Source organism: Rhodococcus rhodnii NBRC 100604 (assembly GCF_001894925.1).
Taxonomy (GTDB): domain Bacteria; phylum Actinomycetota; class Actinomycetes; order Mycobacteriales; family Mycobacteriaceae; genus Rhodococcus_F; species Rhodococcus_F rhodnii.
Genome location: NZ_BCXD01000003.1, coordinates 131,254 through 155,874, shown reverse-complemented (window position 1 = coordinate 155,874; position 24,621 = coordinate 131,254). Strand labels below are relative to the sequence as shown.

The following is a 24,621-nucleotide window of genomic DNA, read 5'->3' as shown; positions in this document are numbered from 1 at the left end:
TATCCGGCCACCTCGCGGAATCGACCCTGCGACGGCGTGATGCATCGACAGTCGCGCTCCCGCGTTCTGCCGCGCGAATATTATTCACGCTCTCGGATGAGTCGGGCACGAGTGAGGCGGTTCGCGCCGACCCCGCTCCGGAGCGCCACCGTCCACGCTTCGCATCACTTCGAGCCCCTCGAGCCACTTCCCCGCACTTCCGGCTTACACACCCTCAATTCGTCACTGTGACGTAATGGCGCATGTCCACGCCCCGTATTCCGAGTTCCTGCACCCGAAACCTTGACCCTGTTGTTGGAACATGGTGTGTCCTCGAGTGACACGCGCCGACAAGAGGAAGGCACATCACCGATGGACTCCCGGGATCTACGCGTCGATCATCTTGGCGGCACACGCACGAAGCTCGTGTGTCGAACACGTCGTCACACGCCGAGGGTCCTCGTCGGGATGTTGGCGTTGCTGCTCGGCACGACAGCATGCACGGCCGGAACGGACGACGAGTCGCCGCCCGACCTCACCGGCTTCTACGAGCAGGAACTGAGCTGGGAAGCATGCGCGGACTATGCGACGACGCCGACGGAGAGCGAGCTCTACACGGCGGCGTCAGCGGCGCGGTGCGCGCGGCTGACGGTGCCGCTCGACTATTCCGCTCCTGACGGTGAGACGGCGTCGATCGCCGTCATGCGGATCGGTGCTCGCGGCGAATCCCGCGGCCCGTTGATCACCAATCCCGGTGGCCCCGGGGGTTCGGGACTGATGAGCACGATCCTGTCGTACGGCGGCCTCGCCGACAGCCGGATCACCGAGAACTTCGACATGGTCGGCTTCGATCCGCGCGGTGTTGGTGCGTCGACCCCGGCCATCGAGTGCTTCACCGATGCCGAACGCGATCGGATCCCCGCGCTCGGATCGCAAGGAACCACGACGCCGTTCACCGGCGACGATGCACGCGCGCTCGCCGACCGGTGCGCAGAGCGATCCGGCGGCCCGGAGGTGCTGGCGCATGTCGGGACCCGTGACGCCGCACGGGACATGGACATGCTGCGTGCGGCTCTCGGTCAGGAGCAGACCAATTACCTGGGTCAGAGCTACGGCACCAGGCTCGGCGCGGTGTACGCGGAGCAGTTCCCCACGCGGGTGCGAGCGATGATTCTGGACGGAGCCGTCGACTCCGCAGCCGGCACGTTCGAACGACGAGTCGGAGCGTACGCGGGCTTCCAGGAAGCGTTCGATTCCATGGCAGCCTTCTGCGCGACCGAGGGCGACTGCCCGCTGGGCGACGATCCGAGCCGGGCCACCGAGGTGTTCTCCGACCTCGTCCAGCCGCTGCGCGACAACCCGATTCCCGCGTTGGGCGCCGAACTGACCTTCGATTCGGCGGTCGGTGGGGTCATCGCCGGTCTCTACTCCCCTACCGCGTGGCCCAGGATCATCGCCGGTGTCGACGAGGTTCGAGCCGGACGCGGCGACGAACTCCTCCAGCTCAGCTACGATTTCAGCCTTCGCGATCCGTCCGGCGCGTGGACCAATCAGAACGAGGCGAACTACGCCATCAACTGCATGGACGAGGAACGCCTGACCCCTTCGGAGAGCGGCGACCTCCGGGCAGCGACGTTCCGTGACGCACCCTTCATGGATCCTGGAGTCGACGTCACCCGAGACGTCCACGACGGCTGCGAATCATGGCCGGTGCAGCCCACTCTCGGATACCCGTACGCACAGGACATCGAGGGCCTGCCGGAGACGCTCGTCGTGGCGTTCACCGCCGACCCGACGACACCGTACGAGGGTGGACGGACGTTCGCGGAGAATCTGGGCGCGTCCCTGCTGACGGTCCGCGGCAGCGGCCACACCGTCGTCATGGCCGGCACCAACCCGTGTGTGGACGAGATGGCCGCGGACTACCTGATCGACCTCACCACTCCGCCGCCCGGCGCGACGTGCGAGTCCTGACGGGTCGCGTGCGATCTGTGTGAAGGTGGACGTCGTTCGAGTCGACGCGAAGGAGATGGTCGGGTGTGGAGCACACGTGAACTGGCGGATCTGGCCGGCACGACGACGAACACGGTCCGTTACTACCATCGCATCGGGCTGTTGGCCGAACCCGAACGCCGCAGCAACGGGTACAAGCAGTACCGGGTCGAGCATCTGGTTCGGCTGTTGCGGATCCGCCGATTGAGCGACCTCGGTGTGCCACTCGCTCGCATCGATGCCGTGGACACTGCCGACGACACCGAGGAGTCTCTGCGTGCCCTCGATGCAGAGCTCGCGTCGACGATCGAACGGCTTCAGCATGCCCGCAGCGAGATCGCCACGGTTCTCGAGCATGGAGTGCCCGCCGACACGCCGTCGGGCTTCGGAGCCGTCGCCTCACGGCTGTCCGATGCCGATCGGTCGCTGACGTCGATCTATTCACGGCTCTACGACGGGGGAACCCTGGCCGACATCAGCCGGATGATCGCCGACAACGACCAGGCCGACGACGAGTTCGAACACCTCCGCGACGACGCCGACGAAGCGACCCGTCAACGGCTCGCGGAGAAACTCGCACCCGCACTGGGGCGAACGTTCTCCGACTACCCGTGGCTGCGAGACCCGGCATCCCGGTTGACTCCGGGCATCGATGCCGATACCGCTCGTCGGACGATGTCGGAGGCACTCCGCGAGCTGTACACACCGAATCAACTCGACGTCATTCGCCGGGTCCTCCTGCTGGTGTGAGACCCACCGCTTCACCCGCGAATTGCGTGCCTTGGCGCATCAGCAGACGTCCCTGACGGAACCGCTCTCCTTCGAGCGGCTCACGCAGCGTCCGGCCGACCTCGATGAATCCGGCTTCGCCAGCCAGCGTCGCGAGGTCGTCGATCGGCCATCGGTAGGCTGCTGTCACTTTGTGGTCGAACTCTGTCACCGGGTCGTTCTCCGACTCGAAGAAGCCGAGCAGGAGGTGTCCGCCGGGTGCGAGAACTCGACGGAACTCGCCGAAGTAGGAAGGCACGTCCTGCGGTGGAGCGTGAATGACCGAGTACCAGGACACGATTCCTTGCAGCGTTCCGTCGGCCATATCCAGCGCGTCCATGGACCCCACCTCGAACCGCAGCCCGGGGTAGGTCTCGCGGGCGAGATCGATCATTACCGGTGACAGGTCGACGCCAAAGATATCGAGCCCTAGATCAGCCAGGTGCGCGGTCACATGTCCAGGCCCACAGCCGAGATCGGCGACCGGGCCTGGACCGGTCGCCCGCACCACCTCGGCGAACGCGGCGAGTGTCGCGCGATCCGATGGAGAGCCGTCGAGCGCATCGCTGAAGAGTTCGGCGTAGAGGACGGCGACAGCGTCGTAGGCATCTGCTGTCACACGGGCATGCGAGGGAAGTGCTGTCACAAGCAACGACACTAGGACCGCTCTGCTTCGCTGACCAATGCCCGCCGTCAGGTCTTCGCCCAGGTGTCGCCGAGGGCCTCGTAGCCGCAGGCGAGCAGGTCCGAACAACGCGTCGCGGACCCGTAGCAGCAGGTTCCCGGTCGGGCCGAGTTCAGCGTCGATGTCCACCTCGAAAGCGCCGACTCCTCGCCGCTGGTCTCGGAACCTCGCAACCGCGCCAACGCCCCATTCGCAATCACCGGTGTCGCACACGAAACCCGATCCAGCCACACCGACCGAACCTCATCGGCAGCCAGGCGAGCACCAACCCAGCCCCTCCGCGGCCCGAGACGTTGCAGCGGATAACCGCTGTTCAACCCGCTGTCGTTGTTTCGTGCGCGATTCTTGCCGAATTCGGAGCGACATCGATGCGAAGATCCGCGACCGCATCGTCGCCGGCGACATCTCGTTCGCCGAAGCCGAGAGGATGCGGTATCGAGCATCGCTGCAGCGAGTCGTGGCGTACGACTTCATGCGGGCACTGTCGTTCCCTGCACTGGGCGAAGCGATACCAGGGCGCTTCTCGTTTCTCGTGGCGGCGTTCGCGATGTCGGGGGCAGCCGACGATTCGGCATGGCCGGGTGACATTCCCGAGCCGGTCGCCGAGACGCTGCAGTGGGCGGTCACCGTCGTTCCCGGCCGGGACATACAGCCGGCATCCGGCAGAGACGTTCGGGCCGAGTTCGAGCGCACGGTCCGCGCCAGGTTGGTCCCGAACGAGAGCGACGATCGGCGGCGCGGTCTCGTCATCCACACCCGCACCGTCGCGAGCGATGTGCGCGACGGCGCGCTCCATCCGTACATCGGCGCAACCATCGCGGGATGGGCCGACCTCCGTGCCGACGACCTGGACCTCGCCGAAAATTTGTTCGTACGCGACGCCGCGGACGCGAGCAGTCGGTGGCTCTCCCGCCGCGAGGATCGCTCCTCGATCGAGTCGGATCTGATCGCTCGCGCGACAGCGTGCTCGTGGTAGCGACGCGGCGGCAAAGGTCTTTCCGTGACCTCGTCGCCCACGGCGGTCTGACATCATCGTCCGATGACCGATCGCACGCCGCACGTCCGGATCGATGTCGAGGTCCTCGACGCCAATATCACTGCGATGCAGTCGTTCTGCGATAACCGAGGCATTGCGCTGCGTCCCCACGTCAAGACGCACAAGAGCCTCGTGATCGCGCGACGCCAGCTCGATGCGGGCGCACACGGGCTGACCGTGGCGACGCTCGGTGAGGCGGAGGTCTTCGCTGCAGTGGCCCGCGAGTACGGCGTCTCCATCCTCGTCGCGTACCCGGCGCTCGTGGACGCCGACCGGTTGCGGGCGCTCACGCAGCGTGTCGACGTGATCGTCGGTGCCGACTCCGAGCATTCCTTCGATGCGATCGCCGGGTCCGGTGCTGCGATCTCGATCGAGATCGACACGGGGCTGCGGCGCTCGGGTGTCGCGGTCGACCGGCTCGACGCGCTCGTGCGGGCCGCCCATGCACGGGACATTCCCGTCGAGGGCGTGTTCTCGTTCCCCGGTCACGGCTACAGTGCGGGCTCCGGTGCGGCAGATGCAGCCCGCGACGAAGCCGTCGCATCGGCCGCCGCTCGCGACGTCCTGCACGCGGGCGGGGTGACCGATCCGGTGTTGTCGGGAGGGTGTACCCCGACGGCGGCGCACACCGACGCGACCGTCGTGACCGAACTGCGCCCGGGTGTCTACGCGCTGATGGACGCACAGCAACGTGCCCTGGGCGTCGCGCGAGACGAGGACCTGGCGTTGACGGTGCGATCCTCGGTCGTGAGCACGGCGGTGCGCGGCAGCTACGTTCTGGACGCCGGTGCGAAGCTGCTGGGCCTCGACTCCCCCGCCTACGTCGAGGGACACGGCTGGATTCCGTCGCGGCCCGGCGACGTCGTCGCACGGTTGTGGGAACACCACGCCGTCGTGACGCCGGTACCGGGTTCGCCGCTCCCGAGCGTCGGGGACCGGATCGACGTCGTCCCGAATCATGTGTGCGCGACGGTGAACCTCGTCGACGAACTGCACACGTCCGACGGTGGCGTCTGGCCCGTCGACGCGCGCGGCCGCAACACGTGAGTCAGCGGAGCCGCTCGGCCTCGCGGAGCGCGTCGACGAGGGTGCTGCACAGCGCGGCGAGTTCCGTGCTCGCGGCGCCTTCGTCGACGGCAGTGGCGACATCCTCGGCGGCACAGCGTGCGGTGAAGATCCGGTCGGCGATGGACGTCACCTCGTCGGCGGTGAGCACGACGCTGCCCTCGGGCAGCCCGAGGGCCTTCGCGCGATTGCGCTGTTCGTAGGCCCGTTGCCGGCACGAGCGGCCGCAGTAGAGACGTCGCCGGCCGAGCCCGGTGTCCCCGCAGTCGCGGCCACACCACTGACAGGATTCGGGGCGTCGGCGCGATGCGGTCACGAAGACCGACCCTACTGTGCGACGGTCTCGGTATCCGTGAGGCGTACACCGGGTAGAATCGAGCGGTTGACATGTCGCGGCGAGACGCGAACGTTCGTGTGGGAACGTTTCCGGGCCGCGGCGCGTTGAGTACACGTGTGCGTAGATCGCGCCCGGCCGGGAGACCGCCGCGGTGTGCTCTACGCGGTCACGGAGTCGATCGACGAGAGGACACCACCATGGCAGATCGCGTTCTTCGAGGCAGCCGACTCGGTGCCGTCAGCTACGAGACCGATCGCGACCACGATCTGGCTCCCCGCCGGATGGCGCGCTACCGCTGCGACAACGGCGAGATCTACGACATCCCGTTCGCGGACGATGCCGAGATTCCCGGGACGTGGATGTGCAAGAACGGACTCGAGGGCACCCTCATCGAGGGGACGGCGCCGGAGCCGAAGAAGGTGAAGCCGCCGCGTACCCACTGGGACATGCTGCTCGAGCGCCGCTCGACGGACGAGCTCGAGGAACTGCTCAAGGAGCGCCTCGACCTCCTCAAGCAGCGCCGCCGCGGAGCCTGAGTCCCGCCGCGCAACGACACGACGAAGCCCCGGAGTGAACGTTCACTCCGGGGCTTCGTCGTGTCCGGTACTCGTTCGGGGCTCAGGAGCGTCGGCGACGGACTGCGACGAACACGAGCGCGACCAGCGCCCCGGCCGCGAGCACGTACTCGGGGGCCGGGCCCAGCCGGTTTGCGAGCGTCGTCGTCTCCGACAGCGAGACCTCGTGGACGAGTGCGGCGGGGACGAACAGGTCGGTCTGTTCGACGATCGCGCCGTCCGGCGAGATGACGGCGCTGACGCCGCTCGTCGCGGCGACGACGACGGAGCGATCGTGCTCGACGGCGCGAACGCGGGACATGCCGAGCTGCTGGTAGGTCATCTCGGTGTCGCCGAAGGTCGCGTTGTTCGTCGGGACGGTGAGCAGTTGCGCGCCGGCGTCGACCGACTGCCGGAAGGCCCGGTCGAAGGCGACCTCGTAGCAGGTGGCGACACCGATCGCCGTCTCCGCAGCGTGGACGACGCCGTCACCGTCGCCGGGAACGAAGTTTCCGGCGCGATCCGCGTACTCGGAGAACATGCTGAAGAACTCGCGGTAGGGCAGGTACTCGCCGAACGGCTGGATGATCTTCTTGTCGTGCCGCTCCCCCGGCCCGTCCTCGCCGTTCCAGACGATCACGGTGTTGGTGGACGTGCCGTCGGGGTTCGACACGACGCTGCCCACGAGGATCGGCGCGTCGATCGCGACCGAGGCGCGCGTGATGTCGGTGTAGGCGTCGCGGTTGCGCAGAGGATCGATATCGGAGGCGTTCTCCGGCCACACGACGACGTCGGGCTGCGGCGCGCGGCCGGAGCGCACGTCGTCGGCGAGCTCGAGGGTCCGTCCGACGTGATTGTCCAGCACTGCTTTGCGTTGCGCGTTGAAGTCGAGGCCGAGCCGCGGCACGCTTCCCTGGATCGCGGCGACGGTGAGCGTGTCCGCATCGGGCTCCGCGCGGTCGACGAAGGGGGTCGCCGCGACCGCGAGGAGCGACGCGGCGACGGTGACGACTCCCACGCCGGTGAGCGCGCGGACACGTTCCCGCGTTGCGACGGCGAGCGCCAGTGCGGCGAGGCCCGTGCCGGTGAGTGCGACGCCGAACGAGAGCAGCGGCGCGCCGCCGAGTGCAGCGAGCGGGAGCAGCCAGCCGTCGGGCTGACCGAACGCGAGGCGGCCCCACGGGAATCCGCCGAACGGCACCGAGGAGCGCAGCCACTCGGTGAGCGACCACAGCGCGGCGACGGCGACGGGGTCGAGCCACCGTGGCAGCACGCGACTGCGGAGGATCACCGCGGTCCCGGCACCGAAAGCGCCGACGAACACGGCTTCGGCGGCCGAGAGCGCGAGCCACGGGAGCGCGCCGACGAACTCGCCGATCCACGGCAGCAGGGGAAGGAAGAACGCGAGGCCGGTGAGATACCCGTAGCCGAAGCCGGCTCGCGCGCGCAGCGGCGTCCGGCGGCGTGTCGTGAGGGTCAGCACGAACAGCGCGATGCCGAGGGGCGCGAGGAACCACAGCGGCCGCGGCGGGAAGCTCGCGAACAGCAGCAGACCGGCCACGACGGCGCACAGCGAGCGCGCGAGCACCTCGAGTGCGCCCGAGCGCCGGCTCGTGGCGGCAGGTGCGTCCGCCGTCATCGCGTGTACACGGTGCGTCCGCGGTGGACGGACGAGAGGCACACGGGCAGCGTCGCGTCGGCGTCGAGCCGTGGCAGGGCGGGAACCCCGGAGCGCGGATCGGTCGACCACCGCTGCACTGCGTCCTTGGGTGCGGCGACGACGAGTTCGTCGGTGTCCCACACCGCGTACGACGCGGGGGCGCCGGGCTGGAGGGTGCCGGCGAGTCCGTCGCGCACCCCGCCCGCGCGCCAGGCGCCGCGAGTGGCGGCGGCGAACGCGGCACGCGGTGACACGGCGCTGCCGGGCGTGTGGTGATGAACAGCGGCCCGCAGCATCGTCCACGGGTCGACGGGTGTCACGGGCGCGTCGGAGCCGAATGCAAGGGACACTCCGGCGCCGGCTGCCATGACGAACGGGTTCATCGCCGCAGCGCGCTCGGCGCCCAGGCGGGTGGCGTACATGCCGTCCGGGCCGCCCCAGAGCGCGTCGAACACGGGCTGCACGCTCGCGATGACACCGAGCCGCGCGAGGGCCTGCGCGTCGCCGGCACTCATCATCTCGGCGTGCTCGAGCCGGTGGCCGAGGCGTGCGACGGCGGGGCCACCCAGCCGGTCCGCGACCCGGGAGAACCCGTCGACGGCGACGGACATCGCGGCGTCGCCGATGACGTGGAATCCGGCCTGGACTCCGACCTCGGTGCATGCCGCGACGTGCGCGGCGACGCGCTCGGCGTCGAGATAGGACTCGCCGACCAGGTCGGGCCGGTCGGTGTAGGGCTGCGACAGGTGCGCGGTGTGGGAGCCGATCGAGCCGTCGAGGAACAGGTCGCCGCCGAGCGCGTGAGCACCCGTGCGGTCGAGCAACTCCTGCGCGTGCCCGGCGTCGCGTGCGGCCTCGCCCCAGTATCCGCGCACCTCGACGGCGTGCTCGTGCGCGAGGAGTTCACGGAAATCGTCGAGCCCGGAGATGTCGGGACCACCGCACTCGTGGACGGCGACGACGCCGCGCGACGCCGCGAGGTCGAGTGCCGCGGTGCGCGCGGCGGCGCGCTGCGCGGGGGTGAGCAGATCACGGGCGACGGCACGTCCGAGGTGGTGGGCGTCGAACCGCAGTGGCCCGTCCGGTGAGTATCCGGCGCTCTCGTCCAGCCCGGCGACGACGCGGCGCAGTGCCGTCGAGCACACGGCCGAGTGAACGTCGATGCGGGAGAGGTAGACGGGGCGGCCACCGGCGGCCTCGTCGAGCTCCGCGGTGGTCGGCGGGCCGCCGTCGTCCCAGGACTCGTCGTCCCAGCCGTGGCCCCACACGATGTCGTCGGCGCTCGTCGCGGCGTAGGCGCGGACCCACTGCAGACATTCGCTGCGCGACCGTGCCCCGGTGAGGTCGAGTCCGATGAGATTGAGCCCGAGCGCCGTGACGTGGACGTGGGTGTCGACGAACCCGGGTGCGACGAACGCGCCGTGCAGATCGACGACGTCGGCGTCCGGATGCAACGCGCGTCCGGTGCGGTCCTCGCCGACCCAGACGACGGTGTCGCCGGTGATCGCCATCGCCGTCGCGTCCGGCGCGAAGGAACTGTAGATGTGCCCGCCGAGGAGGAGGGTCGTGCCCGCGCGTTCTCCGATACTCACGCCTCCCAGTGTCCCCGACGGAGACGGGGAGTTCCGAACGGGGATACCGCGATCCGAACCGAGATGTTCAGCGGCGGCGCTGGTCGTCGGCCGGATCGATGATCTCGCCTTCGAGGACACGCCCTTGCCAGGCGTCGTCCGCACGGGTCGTTCCTGGCTCGGGCGTGTCGTGGGTCTCGGCGACCACCTCGCCGTCGATGACGTCACCGCCACCGGGTCGACGCATCCGGCCGTACACGCCCGCACCGGCCATCACGGCGGCACCGCGGCGTCCGGCGACCGCGACGGCGAGCGGGCGCATCAGCATGCGGGTGAACGGGAGCAGGCACAGCAGGCCGAGGACGGACGTCACGAGACCGGGAACGACCATGAGGACCGAGCCGGCCGCGACGAGCGCGCCGTCGGCGACGGCGCTACCGGGCGAGCCACGCCCCTGCGATGCGCTGCGGAAACCTTCCATCACGCGCCGCCACTGCGAGCGGAGCAGCGCGAGCCCGACGAGGGTGCCGGCGAGCAGCAACAGCACGGTCCAGCCGGCGCCGATGAAGTTCGCCGTCACGAGCAGCGCAGCGAGCTCCGTGACCACGTAGAGAACGAAGAGGGCGGGCACGGTGAGGGTCCTTCCGTCGGTGTCGTCCTGTTCAACGTACGAGACCGACGTTTTTCTCCCCATCCGGATGAATCGGGCGCACGGGTCGTGTCACGACCTTGCCCGTTCACTCGCGGAACCACAGCGACGCGGCGTTCGCCGTCGCGATGTACTCGGCGTCGACGGGACCGAGGCAGTCGAGCAGAACTGCGATCTGGCGGGCGCGGTCGGCGAACATGTCGGCGCGTCCGACCGTGTCGGTGCCGACGACGAAACGATCGGGGCGACGCCGCAGCACGTCGGTCCACCGGTCGTCGAGTCGACCACCGTCGAGAATTCGGTCGAGCAGGACCCACGAGAGGTCGACATGCAATCGAGGGTGGCGTCGCGTCAACTCGTCGAGCATCTCGGCCTGACCGCGGGGATCGATCCGACGCGACACGCCACCGTGCGCCCACACGACGGAGGTGCCGGGGTGCCGGCGCAGCAACCGGTCGAGTTCGGCGACGTACTCGTGACGACCCGGACGGCCGGGTGAACTCGAATCGTGATGGACGAGCAGCGGAACGTTCTTGTCGCGGCAGAAGTCGGCGACGACATCCATCGCGATGTGATCGGCGGTAGGAGTCTCACCTGCGGTGAGATCGGTGAGATCGTCGTGCCGGAGCATCACCTCGCCGACACCGGCCCAGCGCTCGGAACGTTCCCACAGGTGCTCGAGATGTTCGCCAGCGAGCCGGTCCGTCGGCGCGAACCCGGATGCGAGGGGCGCGACACGGATCCCCGCCCGTTCGAGCTCGTCGACGGCGTCGAGGAGAACGACGTCCGTCAACGAGTGGTAGTGGCAGGGTGCGTTGTCGTCGAGATAGTAGGTGGGCTTCTCCGGCTCGCTCCGGGCCCAGTGCTTCTTGACGGGAAGCCCGAACGCGACCGCCCGGGTGCACCCGTGTTCGCCCATCTCCCGGGCGAGTGCGCCCATGTCGCCCCGATGCTGCAGGAAGTCGACGACATGCACGTGGCTGTCGGTCCAGGGACGCTGTGTCACCTGTCGAGAGTTACCACGCGGGCGCGGTCGTCGCCGGTCTTCGCGGCCGCGCGTCAGGGCTGAAGGACGATCTTGACGGCGCCGTCTTCCTTGCGCTGGAACATCTCGTACGCGCGGGGTGCGTCGGCGAGCGGCAGTGTGTGGGTGGCGAAGGTGTCGACGCCGAGCGGATCGTCGTCGGTCAGCAGCGGCAGGATGTCGTCCGCCCACCGCTTGACGTTCGCCTGCCCCATCCGGAGGGTGACCTGCTTGTCGAACAGAGTGAGCATCGGCAGCGGGTCCTTCGCGCCGCCGTAGACGCCGCTGAGCGAGATGGTCCCGCCGCGGCGGACGATGTCGATCGCCGAGTAGAGGGCGCCGAGCCGATCGACTCCGGCCTTCTCCATGAACGGCTTGGCGACGGACTTCGGCAGCACGCCGGCGAGCCCCTGCAGGCCTCCGGCGACCGGCGAGCCGTGCGCTTCCATCCCGACGGCGTCGATGACGGAGTCGCTGCCACGGCCGTCGGTGCGGTCCCGGATCGCGTCGCCGAGGTCGTCGCCGAGTTCCGCGGAGTCGAAGACCTCGACGCCGCGCTCGCGTGCTCGTGCGCGCCGTTCGGGCACGGGGTCGACGCCGAACACGCGCGCCCCCCGGTGCAGGGCGACTCGTGCCGCCATGTCGCCGATCGGGCCGAGCCCGAGCACCGTGACGGTGCCGCCGTCGGGGATGTGCGCGTACTCGACTCCCTGCCACGCCGTGGGCAGCACGTCCGACAGATAGACGAACCGCTGATCGTCCGGCCCCTCCGGAACGGTGATGTGAGTGAAGTCGGCGTGCGGAACCCGCAGGTACTCGGCCTGCCCGCCCGGCACGCTGCCGTAGAGCTCGGAGTACCCGAAGAGCGCGGCGCCCATACCGGTGTCGCGGACCTGCGTCGTCTCGCACTGGGTGCTCAGCCCGTTGCCGCACATGTAGCAGTGCCCGCACGCGATCTGGAACGGGACGACGATGCGGTCGCCGACGGACAGGCCGGTGACGTCGCTGCCGACCTCCTCGACGATCCCCATCGGTTCGTGGCCCAGGATGTCGCCGGCGTGCATGAACGGCCCGAGCACCTCGTACAGATGGAGGTCCGATCCGCAGATGTTGGTGCTGGTGACGCGGATGATCGCGTCGGTCGGCTCCTCGATACGCGGATCGGGGACCTCCGTGACCTCGACCTTGCGCTTGTCCTGCCAGGTGACCGCCTTCATCGCGTCTCCTCTCGCCGATGCGTGTGTCCTCGTACCGGTGCCTTACCCGGACCGGGCTCGGCCGACACATCCGCGCGCGGGCCGGGTCACTCGTTCCGGTTCGACTCCGGGTCGTCGTCGACGTACCGATGGAGGTGCGCCGCGAGGAGATCGAGTGCGTAATCGCAGGTCTTCTCGACGATGTCGCCGGGTTCCCCGCTGAACACGTGCCGCTCGGTGTCGCACTCGCCGCGACGGGCGAGCGCCACCCACACCGTGCCCGGCTCCGCGCCGTCCTGGCCCTCCGGCCCGCCGGCGCCGGTGACGGCGAGCGCGAGATCGGCGCCCAGCAACCGCGCGGCGTTGGTTGCCATCGCTTCCACGGCCGCCCGACTGACCACCGGCCCGTCCGGGACGGCGAGAAGATCACGCTTCACGCCCTTGGAGTAGGAGACGATCGCACCCCGGTACCAGTCCGACGACCCCGGCGCCGCGGCGAGGGCGCACGAGACCTGTCCGCCCGTGAGCGATTCGGCCACGGCGACCGTCAGCCCGGACCGGCCGGCGAGGTCGGCGATTCGAGCAGTGTCACGTGTCATCGTTAACCTTCTTCCCTGGTCGCTCGTGGCCGCGGTCGGTAGGCGGAGCACGACGGTGTGCGTCTCCTTCACGGTATAGCGCCACCGCCCGTCACCGGGTTCTCCCGAAAGCACCGGAGAGCCGAGCGGTCGGGCAGGATCACCACATGGGCACAGACGACTACTCGACGTTCGTGGACGTTCGTCGTCGAGCACGGCCCCGTGCGGTCACCGTGGTCCGGGGCGTGGCGGCCGGCACCCTCGCCGTCGTGGTGGTTCTCGCGGCGCTCGGCAGGTTGGGTGTGCACAGTACGTCGACGTCGGCCAGCGCTCCCGGGTGGTTTTCCGAACTCACCTACGCGAGCGTCGCGCGTTCCGGGCTGGACGTTCCGTTCAGCTTGTCGGTTCACCGGGACGGCGGATAGCCCGCCGGCGTGGCGGTGGCGGTGTCGTCGCAGTATCTCCGCATCCTCGAGACTCAGGGCTGGTCGCCCGAGCCTGCGACGGAGACCGCCGACGAGTCCGAGTTGTTCATGACGTTCGATTCGCCACCGGGCGAGGTCTTCGTGCTCGACTTCGACGCCTACGTCCAACCGAGCAGCCAGTGGGGCTCCGACGGCTGGATTCGCGTCCTCGACGACACCGGCGCCGAGGCGGTGGCGGTCTCCTTCACGACATGGGTGGTGCCCTGATGGAACTCGTGGTGCGCGCGGTGATCGTCTTCTTCTTCCTGTGGGCCGTCACGCGCCTGGTGGGTCGCTCGACGGTCGGTGAGCTCAGCACGTTCCAACTGGTGTTGTTCATCGTCATGGGAGATCTGGTGCAGCAGGGCGTCACACAACAGGACTACTCGGTGACGTCGGCGGTGCTGGCGGTGGGAGTGTTCGCGTTGCTCACCCTCGCATTGTCGTGGACGAACGCACGGTTCCCGCGAACCCGTGGTGTCACACAGGGGATTCCGGTGGTGATCGTGGAGAACGGCACACCGGTGGCGAAGCGCCTGCGATCCGAACGCATGTCGATCGACGACCTACGCGCAGATGCGCGACAGCACGGGATCCGCGATCTCGCAGACGTCGAGATCGCGATCTTGGAGACCAATGGGAGAGTCTCCTTCTTCACGCGGTCGGGTCGTCCCGAGCCTCCACCCGACGACCCATCCCCGATCATGTGAGGGTGCCGCGTACCTCCCACCTCCGACCGCGGGGACTCCCAACGGTCCGACGCACGAGTTCATGGTGCGAACTCGGGTATCCACGGCACGGAGCACCTATGACCGGCGGACCCGATCCGGCGACGGTCGCCCTGGTCGCTCGGTGAGTCCGCCGCGTTCGGCGACGGATAGCGCGGGGGGCCGCTCGAACGTCTCGACGATCACGTCGCGGTCCCGGTAGCGGCCGGTGCAGACCCAGTCGGGGCGGTTCGCGAGGATCTCGTGGACTGCATCACCGGTGAGCGGGTAGTCCTCGACGCTGTGGCGCCAGTGGACGGCGAGCACCACGCCGCCCGGTGCGAGGTGCTCCGCGGCCTGTGCAGCGGCGTGCTCGAGCGCAGCGGCGTCCAGGTAGTAGCCCACCTCGCTCAGCACGATCAGATCGAACGTCTCGTCCGGCCAGGGTTCGTCGAGCGATCGGGGGAGCAAGTCCACGCGGCCGTCCGTCACGGCGGGCCCGAGCCGCTGTGCCGCGGAATCGAGTGCGGCCTGCGCGATGTCGGTGGCGACGACGCGGTCGCATCGCGTGAGCAGGTCCGCGGTGAGGACGCCGATCGAGCATCCCGGCTCGAAGGCCGTCGCGAAGCGTGGATACGGCAACGCCGCGAGCGTGAGGGCGCGTTTGCGCTGCTCGTACCAGCGCTCCTCGAACGACCACGGGTCGCGCGCGTCCCGGTACATCGCGTCGAAGTATTCGTCCGGTAGCCGGCTCACGAGACGAACACCGTCTCGCGCGTGCCGAGGAAGCGTTCGAGGATGTGCGGCGGCAGGATCGCGCGGTCGGCGGGGTCCTCCGACAGCGGCGCGGTCTGCGTGACGAACTCGTCGATCGCGCGGCGCTTGGCGGCGTGCACGTCGGGCGGCAGTTCCACTGCCCTGGCCCTGCCCCACGGGATGTGCGGGTCGTCGGGTGTCCCCCAGTGCCAGGCCCAGATCGGGAACTCCAGCAGTCGCGCACCGGCGCTTCGGGCCGCGCGTGCACTCGCGCGTCCGGTCGCCTCGTGGTCGGGGTGGCCGTCGCCGCGCCACGTCGTCAGGCACCACCAGCCCGGACGCAGAAGACCGGCGATCTCCTCGGTGAGGCGGGCCTCGTGGGCGCCGACGTCACCGTCGGGAAGCCCCAGCCGGCGGGGTGGGTCGAGTCCGAGATGTGCCGCCGCACGCTGTGATTCGCCGATTCGTGCACGCACCAGACGGTCGCGGCTCCACGTGGGAGACCCCGGGTGGGACGCGTCGCCGTCGGTGACCGCGACGGTTCGGACGCTCACCCCCGCCGCGGCGAGCAGTGCGGCCAGTCCGCCGACGCCGAGGACCTCGTCGTCGGGATGCGGGGCGACGACGACGGCGCCCGGGCAGTCGCTCGTGTCCAGTGGCGGCGGAACCAGTCGCGCCCAGACGGATGCGGGGGTTCCGCTGCTCTCGGACGGCGTCGCAGCGAGACGCGCACTCCCCCATCGGGTCTCGTCACCGCTCATCGCGCCCCCTCGCCGTCGGTGCCGACGGCGCGCGCATCCGCGCCGAGGGCGGCGAGGTCGCGTTCGGCGTGGCTCTGCCGCAGATAGACGCCGAGATCGGCGACCAGCTGGGCATGTCGCCGATTCGCCGTGAGGGGGCCCGGTCCGAGTGCCCTGCCCACCCGGTCGATCGTGGCGGTCGCGACGTGTTCCACGATCGCCCGCACCCGGCGGGCCCGGATCCGGGCCGCGTCGGTGTCGTCCGGGGCGAGGTCCGTCTCTCGCGCCGCAGCCTCGAGAGCGGCGCGTGCGGCGTATTCGGCAGCGTCGACCGCACCGAGATGAGCGAGCGTGAAGGGATCGTCACGCCTGCTGTCGCGCAGCGCGTCACCGACGGCCAGTGCCCCGCCGAACCAGCACGCGGCGACCCCGATCGCGCCGTGCCAGAAGCCGGGGCGCGCGAGATAGTCGCCCGGTTCGCCGATCGGCTGCGCCGGCACGTCGTCGAAATCGACTGCACCCGAGTCGGATGCGGCCATCCCGATCGCGTGCCAGCTGTCCGGAACCGGCCGCACCGAGGGCTGTCCGAGATCGACCGCGAACAACTGGACTCGGCCGTCCTCACGGGTGGCGGTGACGAGTGCGTGCGTGCACGAATGCGCGCCCGAACACCACGGTTTGCGGCCACGCAACCGGTGGCCCGCGTCGGTGGCGACGGCGCGCAGCACGGGATCGGGCGGTTCGGCGGCCCACACGCCCCACCACTGCCCCGGGCGCGGCGCGTCGGCGCCCAGCTCGTGCAGGATCGCGGCGGCGTCGTTGTGTGCCTCGAGGAAGCGCGCCGCCACGAGGTCGCGCCGCGCGGCGGAGATCAGCGCGTCCCAGCGCCCCGCGGTCTCGCCCTCGCCCGGCAGCGGCAGCAGCGTGGTGACATCGACGTCGGTGCTCACGGCGCTGCCACCTCCTGCGAGATCGTGCGCAGATGGCCGGCGAAACCCGCCGGTGCCCGGCCGCGCACCCGATCCGACGTGAGCACGGGATTGTCGACGACGGAGTGCACGCGGGCACCCCGCGCCCGCAGCCGCCGCACCAGATCCACATCCTCACCGCTGCGCAGCGGACGGAACCCGCCGACGTCGCGGTAGGCGTCGGCCCACACGCCGAGGTTCGCGCCGTGCACGTGCGTGTGGCGGCCGCCTCTCGTCCCTGCGCGGTATCGCGCGTCGTAGCGGCGGCGGACGTCGAGCCCGTACGTGTGCCAGTCGACGGTGACGGTGCCCAGCAGCGCGTCGCAACGTCCCCAGTGCGTCGCCTGCGCGGCCAGCCAGCGCTCCGGCACGACCGTGTCGGCGTCGGTGGTCGCGAGCCACGTGTCCGAGCAGCCGGTGGACAGCGCCGCCGCGAACCCGGCCCGGCGCGCGGCCCCGACGTTGCGCGCCGAGGTCTCCACGACGAGGAGATCCCGGGCGGGCGACACGGTCGCGTTCGAGCCGTCGTCGCACGCGTCGAGAACCACCACGATCGTCACCGGCACGGGGCACGGCGCCGCTGCGCGCCGCAGCGAGGCGATGCACCGGGGCAGCAGTTCCGCTTCGTTGTGTACCGGAACGATCACCGCGACCCGGTCCGGCTCCGTTCGTGTCGCGCGGACGGTCGTCGCCTGGACGGTCAAGGGCGTTCGTTGTCGGGCGTGTAGACGATGGGGTCGTTCCGGCGGCGCCGGGCGTCCCGCATCACCAGGAGCGTGAGGACGGCGAGCACGAGTGCCACCGGTCCCGCGATCCACGCCCACCCGGCGAATCCGCCCGCGAGCGCGGTCAGGAACAGTCCTGCCGCCACCACGGTGAGAAGCGCGAGAACGATGGTGAGAAAGCGTTCGCGCGAGCGCGGTCCGGTCGCTCCACCCGGCGCCTCCGCGGCACGCTCGTGCCCGGCCGCGGCGCCCGGTGCCCGATCGTGTCCTTCGTCCGGTGCCATGTGATCTCCCGTCTGTCGGCGGGTCGCCAAGGTTCGACCCGTGTGTCGACCGTAGCGACCCCGGCGCGTCCGCTGGGGTGGACGCGTCGCCACGGTGACGCCGGAATCCGGCGGGCTCGGAGTCAGTGGTTCCGGAGTTCGTCGATCAGGTCGCCCTTGTTCATGTCCGAATACCCGGTCATGCCCAGCTCTTTCGCCCTCGACCTGAGTTCGTCGACGGTCCACTCCTCGTAGGCCTCCGCGTGCCCGCCCTTGCGGCCCACGGCGCTGCGGCCCCGGTTCGCCGCCGCGTTGGAGATGCGCGCCGACTTCTCCTTCGAATTGCCCTCGTCGCGCAGCTTCTCGTAGAGGTCCTGATCCTTCAGCTCGGGCTGATCGTCGGATCGGCCGGATTCCTTCGGCATGACGCGTTCCTTTCGTCGGCCCGGCTCAGCCGGGCAGCGTCTCGCCGCCGATCGGGGCGAGCACTTCTCCTGTGTAGTACGACGACAGTTGCTCCGAGGCGAAGAAGACGTACGACGGCGCGATCTCGTCGGGCTGTGCGGCCCTGCCGTACGGCGTCTGTGCGCCGAAGTCGCCGACCTTGTCCGCGGGCAGCGTCGCGGGAATGAGTGGCGTCCACACCGGGCCGGGGGCGACGCAGTTGACCCGGATCCCCCGATCGAGCAGCGACTGGGCGAGCGAGTACGTCAGCGCCGTGACCGCGCCCTTGGTGGCGGAGTAGTCGATCAGAGTCTTGTTGCCGCGCAACCCGTTGATCGATCCGGTGTTGACGATCGCCGAGCCGCGGGGCATGTGCTCGACTGCGGCGCGCGTCGTGTGGAAGAAGCTGTCGATGTTCACCGCGAAGGTGTGGTCCCACTGGTCGGGCGTCAGCTCGAGGAAGTCGTCGACGGGCGACTGGTAGGCGATGTTGTTGACGAGGACGTCGAGGCCGCCGAGCTGCTGCACCGTGGCCTCGACGATGCCGCGGGCGTGTGCGGGATCCGCGAGATCGCCGGGCAGGACCGCAGCGGTCACTCCCTGCTCGCGCACCAGGGCGGCGGTGTGCTCGGCGTCCGAGTCCTCGGAGAGGTAGGCGATCGCGACGTCGGCGCCCTCCTTCGCGAAAGCGACGGCGACCGCGCGGCCGATCCCCGAATCGCCGCCGGTGACCAGCGCCTTCTTGCCGGCCAGCAGTCCGCGGCCCTGATAGGAGCGCATCTCGTCGTGCGGTTCCTCCGCCATCTCGCCCGTCTCCCCGGGGTAGGGGATGCGGTGCGGCGTCTGCTCGGTCATCGAGAACTCCCTTCGGTCATGCGCGGTCGGTGAGCTGTGCGGCGCCGGCGGCACGCGCGCAGTGGGCGCAGCAGTACACGGTGTCGCCGGCTTCGACCCCGTGCCCGAGAATGCGCGTGCCGCAGTGCGCACACTGCGGCGCCATCGCCTGGGCAGCGCATTCGAAGCTGTCGAAGACCCCCGTGCGGTCGCCGCGCGTCAGGGTGAAGGTCTTGTCGTAGTCGTTTCCGCAGGTTTCACAGGTGGCCATGACGACTCCTCGTGTCGCGGTTTTCCGTGCCGGTCGAGTCCTACCCGAACACCGCATGCGACAAACGCCCTTGCCGACGGTGTGCGTCGGTCACCCCACGCGGTACGCCGTTCCGGTTACGTTCGAGACGAGAGGTGAAGAAGCCGGCCTCCGACGTCCTGAACACCCGGGCGCGCCGGCGACGACCACCGCGCGCTCGCAGACTCGGAGGAGCGTCGCCGATGACCGCACCCGATTCCCGCTCGACCGATGCCGATCTCGCTGCGGCGGTGCAGCGTCACCGCCCGCTCGCCGAGGCCCTGGCCCGCCGCTACGCGGGGCGTGGCCAGCCGCTCGAGGATCTGCAGCAGGTCGCGTACTGCGGGCTCGTCACGGCACTGCGACGGTTCGATCCGGATCGTGGGGTCCGCTTCGAGACGTACGGGTCGGCGACGATCGTCGGCGAGATACGCAAGTACTTTCGCGACTGCACGTGGCCGGTCGCCGTCGCGCGCTCGGCGAAGGAGATCCAGGGGTCTCTCGACGAGGTCGCGGCCCGGCTCGAGGCTCGTCACGGCCGGCCACCGACCACCGACGAACTCGCGGCCCACTACGGGGTGAGCGTCGAGGTCATGGCGCGTGCGCTCGCCGCGCGTTCGGCGTACCGGACGGATCTGCTCGACGCGGCGACCGAGCAGAGTGCCCGTGCCCTGCACCACGACGACGACCTCGATCGGGTCGACGACACGCTCGAGTTGCGGACCGCGGTCGGCGCGCTGCCCGAGCGGCCGCAGCAGCTGCTGCACATGCGCTTCGTCCTCGACATGACGCAGACGACGATCGCGCACGATCTCGGGTGTTCGCAGATGCAGGTGTCCCGGGAGCTGCGGGCGACCCTCGCCGGGCTGCGGCGGACGCTCGACGCGGCGGGGTGATTCCCGATCAGGCGTTCTCGCCGGAGTGCTCGACGACGGTCCGCGCGACCTCGATCAGCGGCGAGTTCGTGTTCTGCGAGATGCCGGAGAGCATCCGGAACGCCGCGGCGGCGTCGAGGCCGTAGCGTTCCATGATCATGTCCTTGGCCTGGCCGATGACGTCGCGGCTCGCGACGGCCGACCGGAGCTGGTGCTCGAGCGTGTTGGCGACGATCGTCGACGCCGCATGCGCCGCGAGGGACTCGGCGACGACGATCGCATCGTCGTCGAAGGCGCCGGGGGCCGGCGCGACGACGTTGAGCGCGCCGATCCTTCCCTCCCGCGTGTAGAGGCGCACCGAGACCATGCTGCCGACGCCCGCCTCGGCGGCGGCGCGAGCGAAGCGGGGCCAGCGAGTCTCGTCGTTCATGTCCTGGCTGACCGTGGTCGCGGCCTCGGGCGCTGTCGCCGCGGCGACACAGGGCCCCTCCCCGAGCGAGATCTGCAACGCGTCGAGCCGTTCGACGGACTCGCTCGTCGCGGCCCGCGAGGTGAAGGTGCCGTCCGCCTCGATCATGAGGACGTCGACGCTCTCGCACCCGGGAATCAGCGCCAGCGCCGAGCGAGTGATCTCGCGCAGCAGGTCGTCGAGGCTCTGCTCGGGAAGCCGCCAGTCGCGAGCGTGCTCCGCCAGTTCGCGCAGGATCTTCTCGCTCGTCGGTCGCATACCGGGCCACTCTACGGTCGCGGTATCGGCAATGATCGAATGATCCGGTGGGTGCACTCGACTGGACGGTTCTGCTCGTCGCGGCGACGGCCGCCGGATGGGTGGATGCCGTCGTCGGTGGCGGTGGCCTGATCCTGCTTCCCGCGATCCTGCTGGCGGCACCGCATCTGTCGCCGGCGACGGCACTGGGCACCAACAAGCTCACCGCCTGCACCGGGACGACGGCGGCGGTGCTGACGTTCGCACGGCGCGTGCCGATGAACCTGCGGGTGCTGCTGCCCGCGGGTGTTCTCGCGGCGCTGACGTCCGCGGCGGGCGCGGCCACGGTCTCGCTCATCGACCGTGATCTGTTCGTCCCCATCATCATGTGCGTGCTGATCGCGGTCGCCGTCTTCGTGACGCTGCGTCCCACGATCGGTACGACGGCTCCCGCGACGCCGCCGACCAAGCGCCGGATGCTGCTCGTCGTTCTCACCGCCGCCGCCGTCATCGGCTACTACGACGGGATTCTCGGCCCGGGCACGGGCACCTTTCTGATCCTCACGTTCGCGACGCTGCTGGGGACGGAGTTCGTGCGCAGCGCCGCGATGGCGAAGGTCCTCAACCTCGGCTCGAACATCGGAGCCCTCACGTTCTTCGCCGCGACGGGAAGCGTGTGGTGGACACTCGGCCTCGCGATGGCTGTGTGCAACGTCCTCGGCGCCGTGGTGGGGTCGCGGATGGCGATCAGCAAGGGCGCGGGCTTCGTCCGGGTCACGCTGCTGATCGTCGTCGTCGGCATGGTGATCCGGCTCGGATGGCAGCAGTTCGGCTGACGAGCCGGTTACGGTGTCGATCGTGCCCACTCACGAGATCGACAGCGACTTCCTCGCACTCGACCACGCGGGTCTCGCCGACGCCGCACTGAGCGCGGCGCGCGCGGCCGGCGCGGAGCATGCGGACGTGCGCGTGCACCGGGTGCGCTCGCAGTCGCTGCAGTTGCGCGACGGCGCGGTCCAGTCCGCCGTGGACGACGAGGACCTCGGCATCGCCGTCCGCGTGCTGGTGAACGGGGCGTGGGGGTTCGCGTCGCACGCCGAGCCGACCCGCGACGCCGCGGCGGCCACGGCGCGCCGCGCGGTGACGGTCGCCCGGCGACTCGCACCCCTCGTCCGTGACCCGGTCGTTCTGGCCGACGAGTCCGTGCACCGGGACGCGGTGTGGGTCTCGGAGTACGAGGTGGATCCGTTCTCGCTGTCCGTCGGCGACAAGCTGGCGGTGCTCGCGGAGCGGTCGCGGACCCTGCTCGCGGCACCGGGAGTCGCCCACGTGTCGGCGAGTGCCCTGCTCGTGAAGGAACAGGTCTTCTACGCCGACCTCGCGGGCTCGTCGATCGTGCAGCAGCGTGTCCGCGTGCATCCCGAGGTGACGGCCGTCGCGGTCGACACCGCCACCGGCGAGTTCGACTCGATGCGCACGCTGGCACCACCCACCGGACGCGGCTGGGAATACGTCGCGGGCGACGAGCACTGGGACTGGACCGGCGAACTCGACGCACTGCCGTCGCTGCTCACCGAGAAGCTGCGCGCGCCGTCGGTGCGTGCGGGCGCCACCGACCTCGTCGTCGACCCCAGCAATCTCTGGCTCACGATCCACGAGTCGATCGGGCACGCCACCGAGTACGACCGCGCGATCGGTTACGAAGCCGCCTATGCGGGTACGTCGTTCGCGACCCCCGACCTGCTCGGTACGCTGCGCTACGGCAGCGAGGCGATGACGGTCCGCGCCGACCGCACCGAGCCGCACGGGCTCGCGACGGTCGGCTTCGACGGCGTCGAGACGGGCGCGTGGGATCTGATCACCGACGGCGTCTTCACCGGCTATCAGGTCGATCGCGCGTTCGCCGCGAAGCTTGGCCTGCCGCGCTCCAACGGCTGCGCGTACGCGGACTCGGCGCATCACATGCCGATGCAGCGGATGGCGAACGTCTCGCTCGAACCGGACCCGCACGTCGATCGTTCGACGGCCGATCTGATCGCGGGCGTCGAGGACGGCATCTACGTCGTCGGTGACCGGTCGTGGTCGATCGACATGCAGCGCTACAACTTCCAGTTCACGGGCCAGCGCTTCTATCGCATCCGCTCGGGGAGGCTCGACGGGCAGGTGCGCGACGTCGCGTACCAGGCGACGACGACGGACTTCTGGAACGCGATGGAGGCGGTCGGCGGCCCCTCGACGCGCGTGCTCGGCGGCGCGTTCAACTGCGGCAAGGGCCAGCCGGGGCAGGTCGCCGCCGTCGGCCACGGCTGCCCCTCGGCACTGTTCCGGGGCGTCTCGGTGCTCAACACGCGTGAGGAGGGTGGACGATGATCCCCGCAGGTGACCTCGTCGAACGGGTACTGCGTGCCGCGCGCGCCGACGAGACGATGTGCATCGTCACCGACCGCGCGGAGACGAACGTCCGGTGGGCGGGCGGGTCGCCGACGACGAACGGGCTGACCACCGCACGGCACTGGACTGTGATCTCGCTGCTGCGGTCGACCGGCGGCACGCGCATCGGTGTCGTGGGATCCGCGAGCACCGACCCCGACGCCGTCGCCGCCGTCGTACGGGCCGCGGAGGACGCCGCGCGGGCAGCCGAACCCGTCGACGACACCGCGCCGCTCGTCGCGGGCGCCGAGGACCCGGACTGGGGCGACGACGCGGCGACCACCGACTTCGACGTTCTTGCCGGTGTCGTCGACGCCCTCGCCACAGGATTCGGCGGACCCGACCCGCTGTACGGGTACGCCGAGCACGCAGCCGAGACGGTGACCCTCGGAACGTCGACGGGGGTGCGACGCCGGCACGTCCAGCCGACCGGGTCGATCGAGATCAACGCCAAACGCGGCGACGCGAGCGTCTGGGTCGGGGCGGGAACCACCGACTTCACCGACGTCGACACCGAGGCACTGCTCGCGGACGCCGCGCGGCGACTGGACTGGTCGGCGCGCACCGTCTCGCTGCCAGCCGGCCGCTACGAGACGCTGCTGCCGCCGTCCACCGTCGCCGATCTCCTGATCCCGCTGATGTGGGCGATGGAGGGACGCGCCGCCCACGAGGGCCGATCGGCGTTCGCGGCCCCCGAGGGGCGCACCCGCGTCGGCGAACGGCTCACGTCGCTGCCACTCGCGCTCGTGAGCGACCCGACCGCACCCGGCATCGGGTACCGGCCGTTCGTCGCGACCGAGTCCTCCGGTGACGCGCTCTCGCTGTTCGACAACGGGATGACGGCGGACGCCGTCGAGTGGATCGCGGACGGCACGATCGCGGCCCTCGCCTACTCCCGCGCGAGCGCACACCGCTTCGACGCGCCCGTCGCCGTGCCCGGCGACAACCTGATCCTGCACTCGCACTCCACGACCGACCTCGACGCGATGATCGCCTCGACCGAACACGGACTGCTGCTCACCACGCTCTGGTACATCCGCGACGTCGACCCCACCACGCTGCTGCTCACGGGGCTCACCCGCGACGGCGTGTATCTCGTCGAGGACGGCGAGGTGCGGGCTGCCGTGAACAACTTCCGGTTCAACGAGAGTCCGCTCGACCTGCTGCGGCGCGCCACCGAGGCCGGGGCCACCGAACGCACCCTGCCGCGCGAATGGAAGGACTGGTTCACCCGCACCGCGATGCCCGCACTGCGCATCCCCGACTTCCACATGTCGTCGGTCAGCCGAGCACAGTGACGCCGGCGTGCCGACCAGGGGTGTGCCG

Annotated in this window: 29 protein-coding genes; 12 read left to right on the top strand and 17 right to left on the bottom strand. The window is 70.0% G+C overall.

Features of this window, described 5'->3' with window-relative positions; genetic code table 11:
- The first annotated feature begins 447 nt into the window (after positions 1–447).
- Positions 448–1,953 (top strand): alpha/beta hydrolase, encoded by a 1,506-nt coding sequence (locus RR1_RS02950; protein WP_072713595.1) that lies wholly within the window; start codon positions 448–450, stop codon positions 1,951–1,953.
- Between the two features lie 63 nt (positions 1,954–2,016).
- On the top strand, positions 2,017–2,721 hold the full coding sequence (locus tag RR1_RS02945) for a MerR family transcriptional regulator (protein WP_010836229.1): 705 nt from the start codon (positions 2,017–2,019) through the stop codon (positions 2,719–2,721).
- Here RR1_RS02945 and RR1_RS02940 read toward each other — a convergent pair.
- Positions 2,693–3,358, bottom strand: coding sequence for a class I SAM-dependent DNA methyltransferase (locus RR1_RS02940; RefSeq protein WP_010836230.1), 666 nt, complete (start codon positions 3,356–3,358; stop codon positions 2,693–2,695). The two genes, RR1_RS02945 and RR1_RS02940, sit on opposite strands and share 29 nt — an antisense overlap.
- A 400-nt stretch (positions 3,359–3,758) precedes the next feature.
- Between RR1_RS02940 and RR1_RS02935 the strand changes: the two genes are divergently transcribed.
- Together RR1_RS02935 and RR1_RS02930 are read left to right on the top strand one after the other, a co-directional pair.
- On the top strand, positions 3,759–4,400 hold the full coding sequence (locus RR1_RS02935; protein WP_010836232.1) for a hypothetical protein: 642 nt from the start codon (positions 3,759–3,761) through the stop codon (positions 4,398–4,400).
- Positions 4,401–4,463: 63 nt separating this feature from the next.
- Positions 4,464–5,507 (top strand): alanine racemase, encoded by a 1,044-nt coding sequence (locus RR1_RS02930; RefSeq protein ID WP_010836233.1) that lies wholly within the window; start codon positions 4,464–4,466, stop codon positions 5,505–5,507.
- 1 nt (position 5,508) lies between these two features.
- On the opposite strand, the gene RR1_RS02925 is transcribed toward RR1_RS02930, so the two are convergent.
- A complete protein-coding gene (locus tag RR1_RS02925; RefSeq protein WP_010836234.1) occupies positions 5,509–5,841 on the bottom strand; it encodes a hypothetical protein in 333 nt (110 codons plus the stop codon).
- A gap of 218 nt (positions 5,842–6,059) precedes the next feature.
- Here RR1_RS02925 and RR1_RS02920 point away from each other — a divergent pair, with 218 nt between their 5' ends.
- Positions 6,060–6,398, top strand: coding sequence for an RNA polymerase-binding protein RbpA (locus tag RR1_RS02920; RefSeq protein ID WP_010836235.1), 339 nt, complete (start codon positions 6,060–6,062; stop codon positions 6,396–6,398).
- An 82-nt stretch (positions 6,399–6,480) separates the two neighbouring features.
- Here RR1_RS02920 and lnt read toward each other — a convergent pair whose 3' ends face one another.
- The 6 genes from lnt to RR1_RS02890 form a co-directional block, all read right to left on the bottom strand.
- Positions 6,481–8,055, bottom strand: a complete 1,575-nt coding sequence (gene lnt, locus RR1_RS02915; RefSeq protein ID WP_010836236.1) for an apolipoprotein N-acyltransferase — start codon at positions 8,053–8,055, stop codon at positions 6,481–6,483.
- Positions 8,052–9,668, bottom strand: a complete 1,617-nt coding sequence (locus RR1_RS02910; protein WP_010836237.1) for an amidohydrolase — start codon at positions 9,666–9,668, stop codon at positions 8,052–8,054. The genes lnt and RR1_RS02910 overlap by 4 nt, the downstream gene beginning before the upstream one ends.
- Positions 9,669–9,735: 67 nt before the next feature.
- Positions 9,736–10,278, bottom strand: coding sequence for an FxsA family protein (locus RR1_RS02905; protein WP_040772037.1), 543 nt, complete (start codon positions 10,276–10,278; stop codon positions 9,736–9,738).
- 106 nt (positions 10,279–10,384) lie between these two features.
- Positions 10,385–11,302 carry an amidohydrolase family protein gene (locus tag RR1_RS22535; protein ID WP_040772016.1) on the bottom strand — a complete coding sequence of 306 codons (918 nt, stop codon included), beginning with the start codon at positions 11,300–11,302 and terminating at the stop codon, positions 10,385–10,387.
- A 53-nt stretch (positions 11,303–11,355) separates the two neighbouring features.
- The gene (locus tag RR1_RS02895) at positions 11,356–12,537 is read right to left on the bottom strand and encodes an alcohol dehydrogenase catalytic domain-containing protein (protein WP_010836240.1); all 1,182 of its coding nucleotides are present in this window, start codon (positions 12,535–12,537) and stop codon (positions 11,356–11,358) included.
- Between the two features lie 86 nt (positions 12,538–12,623).
- The gene (locus RR1_RS02890) at positions 12,624–13,115 is read right to left on the bottom strand and encodes a CinA family protein (protein WP_010836241.1); all 492 of its coding nucleotides are present in this window, start codon (positions 13,113–13,115) and stop codon (positions 12,624–12,626) included.
- Between the two features lie 146 nt (positions 13,116–13,261).
- Between RR1_RS02890 and RR1_RS02885 the strand changes: the two genes are divergently transcribed.
- The 3 genes from RR1_RS02885 to RR1_RS02875 are packed head-to-tail and all read left to right on the top strand — an operon-like array spanning position 13,262 to position 14,268.
- Complete coding sequence (locus RR1_RS02885; RefSeq protein ID WP_010836242.1) at positions 13,262–13,519, top strand: hypothetical protein; 258 nt, start codon at positions 13,262–13,264, stop codon at positions 13,517–13,519.
- Positions 13,520–13,528: 9 nt separating this feature from the next.
- Positions 13,529–13,786: a hypothetical protein gene (locus tag RR1_RS02880; protein ID WP_010836243.1), complete on the top strand. Its 258-nt coding sequence runs from the start codon at positions 13,529–13,531 to the stop codon at positions 13,784–13,786.
- Positions 13,786–14,268 carry a DUF421 domain-containing protein gene (locus RR1_RS02875; protein WP_040772017.1) on the top strand — a complete coding sequence of 161 codons (483 nt, stop codon included), beginning with the start codon at positions 13,786–13,788 and terminating at the stop codon, positions 14,266–14,268. The genes RR1_RS02880 and RR1_RS02875 overlap by 1 nt, the downstream gene beginning before the upstream one ends.
- 96 nt (positions 14,269–14,364) lie before the next feature.
- Here the strand turns inward: RR1_RS02875 and RR1_RS02870 are convergent, their stop codons facing one another.
- The 8 genes from RR1_RS02870 to RR1_RS02835 all read right to left on the bottom strand — a co-directional run bounded on the left by RR1_RS02870 (position 14,365) and on the right by RR1_RS02835 (position 19,266).
- The gene (locus tag RR1_RS02870; protein ID WP_010836245.1) at positions 14,365–15,021 is read right to left on the bottom strand and encodes a methyltransferase; all 657 of its coding nucleotides are present in this window, start codon (positions 15,019–15,021) and stop codon (positions 14,365–14,367) included.
- Positions 15,018–15,782 carry a PIG-L deacetylase family protein gene (locus tag RR1_RS02865; protein WP_010836246.1) on the bottom strand — a complete coding sequence of 255 codons (765 nt, stop codon included), beginning with the start codon at positions 15,780–15,782 and terminating at the stop codon, positions 15,018–15,020. Before RR1_RS02865 ends, RR1_RS02870 begins: the two co-directional genes overlap by 4 nt.
- Complete coding sequence (locus RR1_RS02860) at positions 15,779–16,711, bottom strand: acyl-CoA dehydrogenase family protein (RefSeq protein ID WP_010836247.1); 933 nt, start codon at positions 16,709–16,711, stop codon at positions 15,779–15,781. The genes RR1_RS02865 and RR1_RS02860 overlap by 4 nt, the downstream gene beginning before the upstream one ends.
- The gene (locus tag RR1_RS02855) at positions 16,708–17,433 is read right to left on the bottom strand and encodes a glycosyltransferase family 2 protein (RefSeq protein ID WP_010836248.1); all 726 of its coding nucleotides are present in this window, start codon (positions 17,431–17,433) and stop codon (positions 16,708–16,710) included. The genes RR1_RS02860 and RR1_RS02855 overlap by 4 nt, the downstream gene beginning before the upstream one ends.
- Positions 17,430–17,738: a hypothetical protein gene (locus RR1_RS22590; protein WP_010836249.1), complete on the bottom strand. Its 309-nt coding sequence runs from the start codon at positions 17,736–17,738 to the stop codon at positions 17,430–17,432. The genes RR1_RS02855 and RR1_RS22590 overlap by 4 nt, the downstream gene beginning before the upstream one ends.
- Before the next feature lie 122 nt (positions 17,739–17,860).
- The gene (locus tag RR1_RS02845; RefSeq protein ID WP_010836250.1) at positions 17,861–18,142 is read right to left on the bottom strand and encodes a DUF7218 family protein; all 282 of its coding nucleotides are present in this window, start codon (positions 18,140–18,142) and stop codon (positions 17,861–17,863) included.
- A 25-nt stretch (positions 18,143–18,167) separates the two neighbouring features.
- Positions 18,168–19,016, bottom strand: a complete 849-nt coding sequence (locus RR1_RS02840; protein WP_010836251.1) for an SDR family oxidoreductase — start codon at positions 19,014–19,016, stop codon at positions 18,168–18,170.
- A 16-nt stretch (positions 19,017–19,032) separates the two neighbouring features.
- Complete coding sequence (locus RR1_RS02835) at positions 19,033–19,266, bottom strand: metallothionein (RefSeq protein WP_010836252.1); 234 nt, start codon at positions 19,264–19,266, stop codon at positions 19,033–19,035.
- A 221-nt stretch (positions 19,267–19,487) separates the two neighbouring features.
- Here RR1_RS02835 and RR1_RS02830 point away from each other — a divergent pair, with 221 nt between their 5' ends.
- Entirely contained in the window at positions 19,488–20,180 is a 693-nt protein-coding gene (locus RR1_RS02830; protein WP_040772018.1) for a sigma-70 family RNA polymerase sigma factor, read from the top strand.
- 7 nt (positions 20,181–20,187) lie between these two features.
- On the opposite strand, the gene RR1_RS02825 is transcribed toward RR1_RS02830, so the two are convergent.
- Positions 20,188–20,886, bottom strand: coding sequence for a GAF and ANTAR domain-containing protein (locus RR1_RS02825; protein WP_010836254.1), 699 nt, complete (start codon positions 20,884–20,886; stop codon positions 20,188–20,190).
- A gap of 47 nt (positions 20,887–20,933) precedes the next feature.
- Between RR1_RS02825 and RR1_RS02820 the strand changes: the two genes are divergently transcribed.
- Genes RR1_RS02820 through RR1_RS02810 form a run of 3 tightly spaced genes read left to right on the top strand, consistent with a single transcriptional unit; the run spans position 20,934 to position 24,593 of the window.
- Positions 20,934–21,701 (top strand): TSUP family transporter, encoded by a 768-nt coding sequence (locus tag RR1_RS02820; RefSeq protein ID WP_010836255.1) that lies wholly within the window; start codon positions 20,934–20,936, stop codon positions 21,699–21,701.
- 19 nt (positions 21,702–21,720) lie between these two features.
- Entirely contained in the window at positions 21,721–23,235 is a 1,515-nt protein-coding gene (locus RR1_RS02815) for a TldD/PmbA family protein (RefSeq protein ID WP_040772041.1), read from the top strand.
- Positions 23,232–24,593 (top strand): metallopeptidase TldD-related protein, encoded by a 1,362-nt coding sequence (locus tag RR1_RS02810; protein ID WP_010836257.1) that lies wholly within the window; start codon positions 23,232–23,234, stop codon positions 24,591–24,593. Before RR1_RS02815 ends, RR1_RS02810 begins: the two co-directional genes overlap by 4 nt.
- The last annotated feature ends 28 nt before the right edge of the window (positions 24,594–24,621 follow it).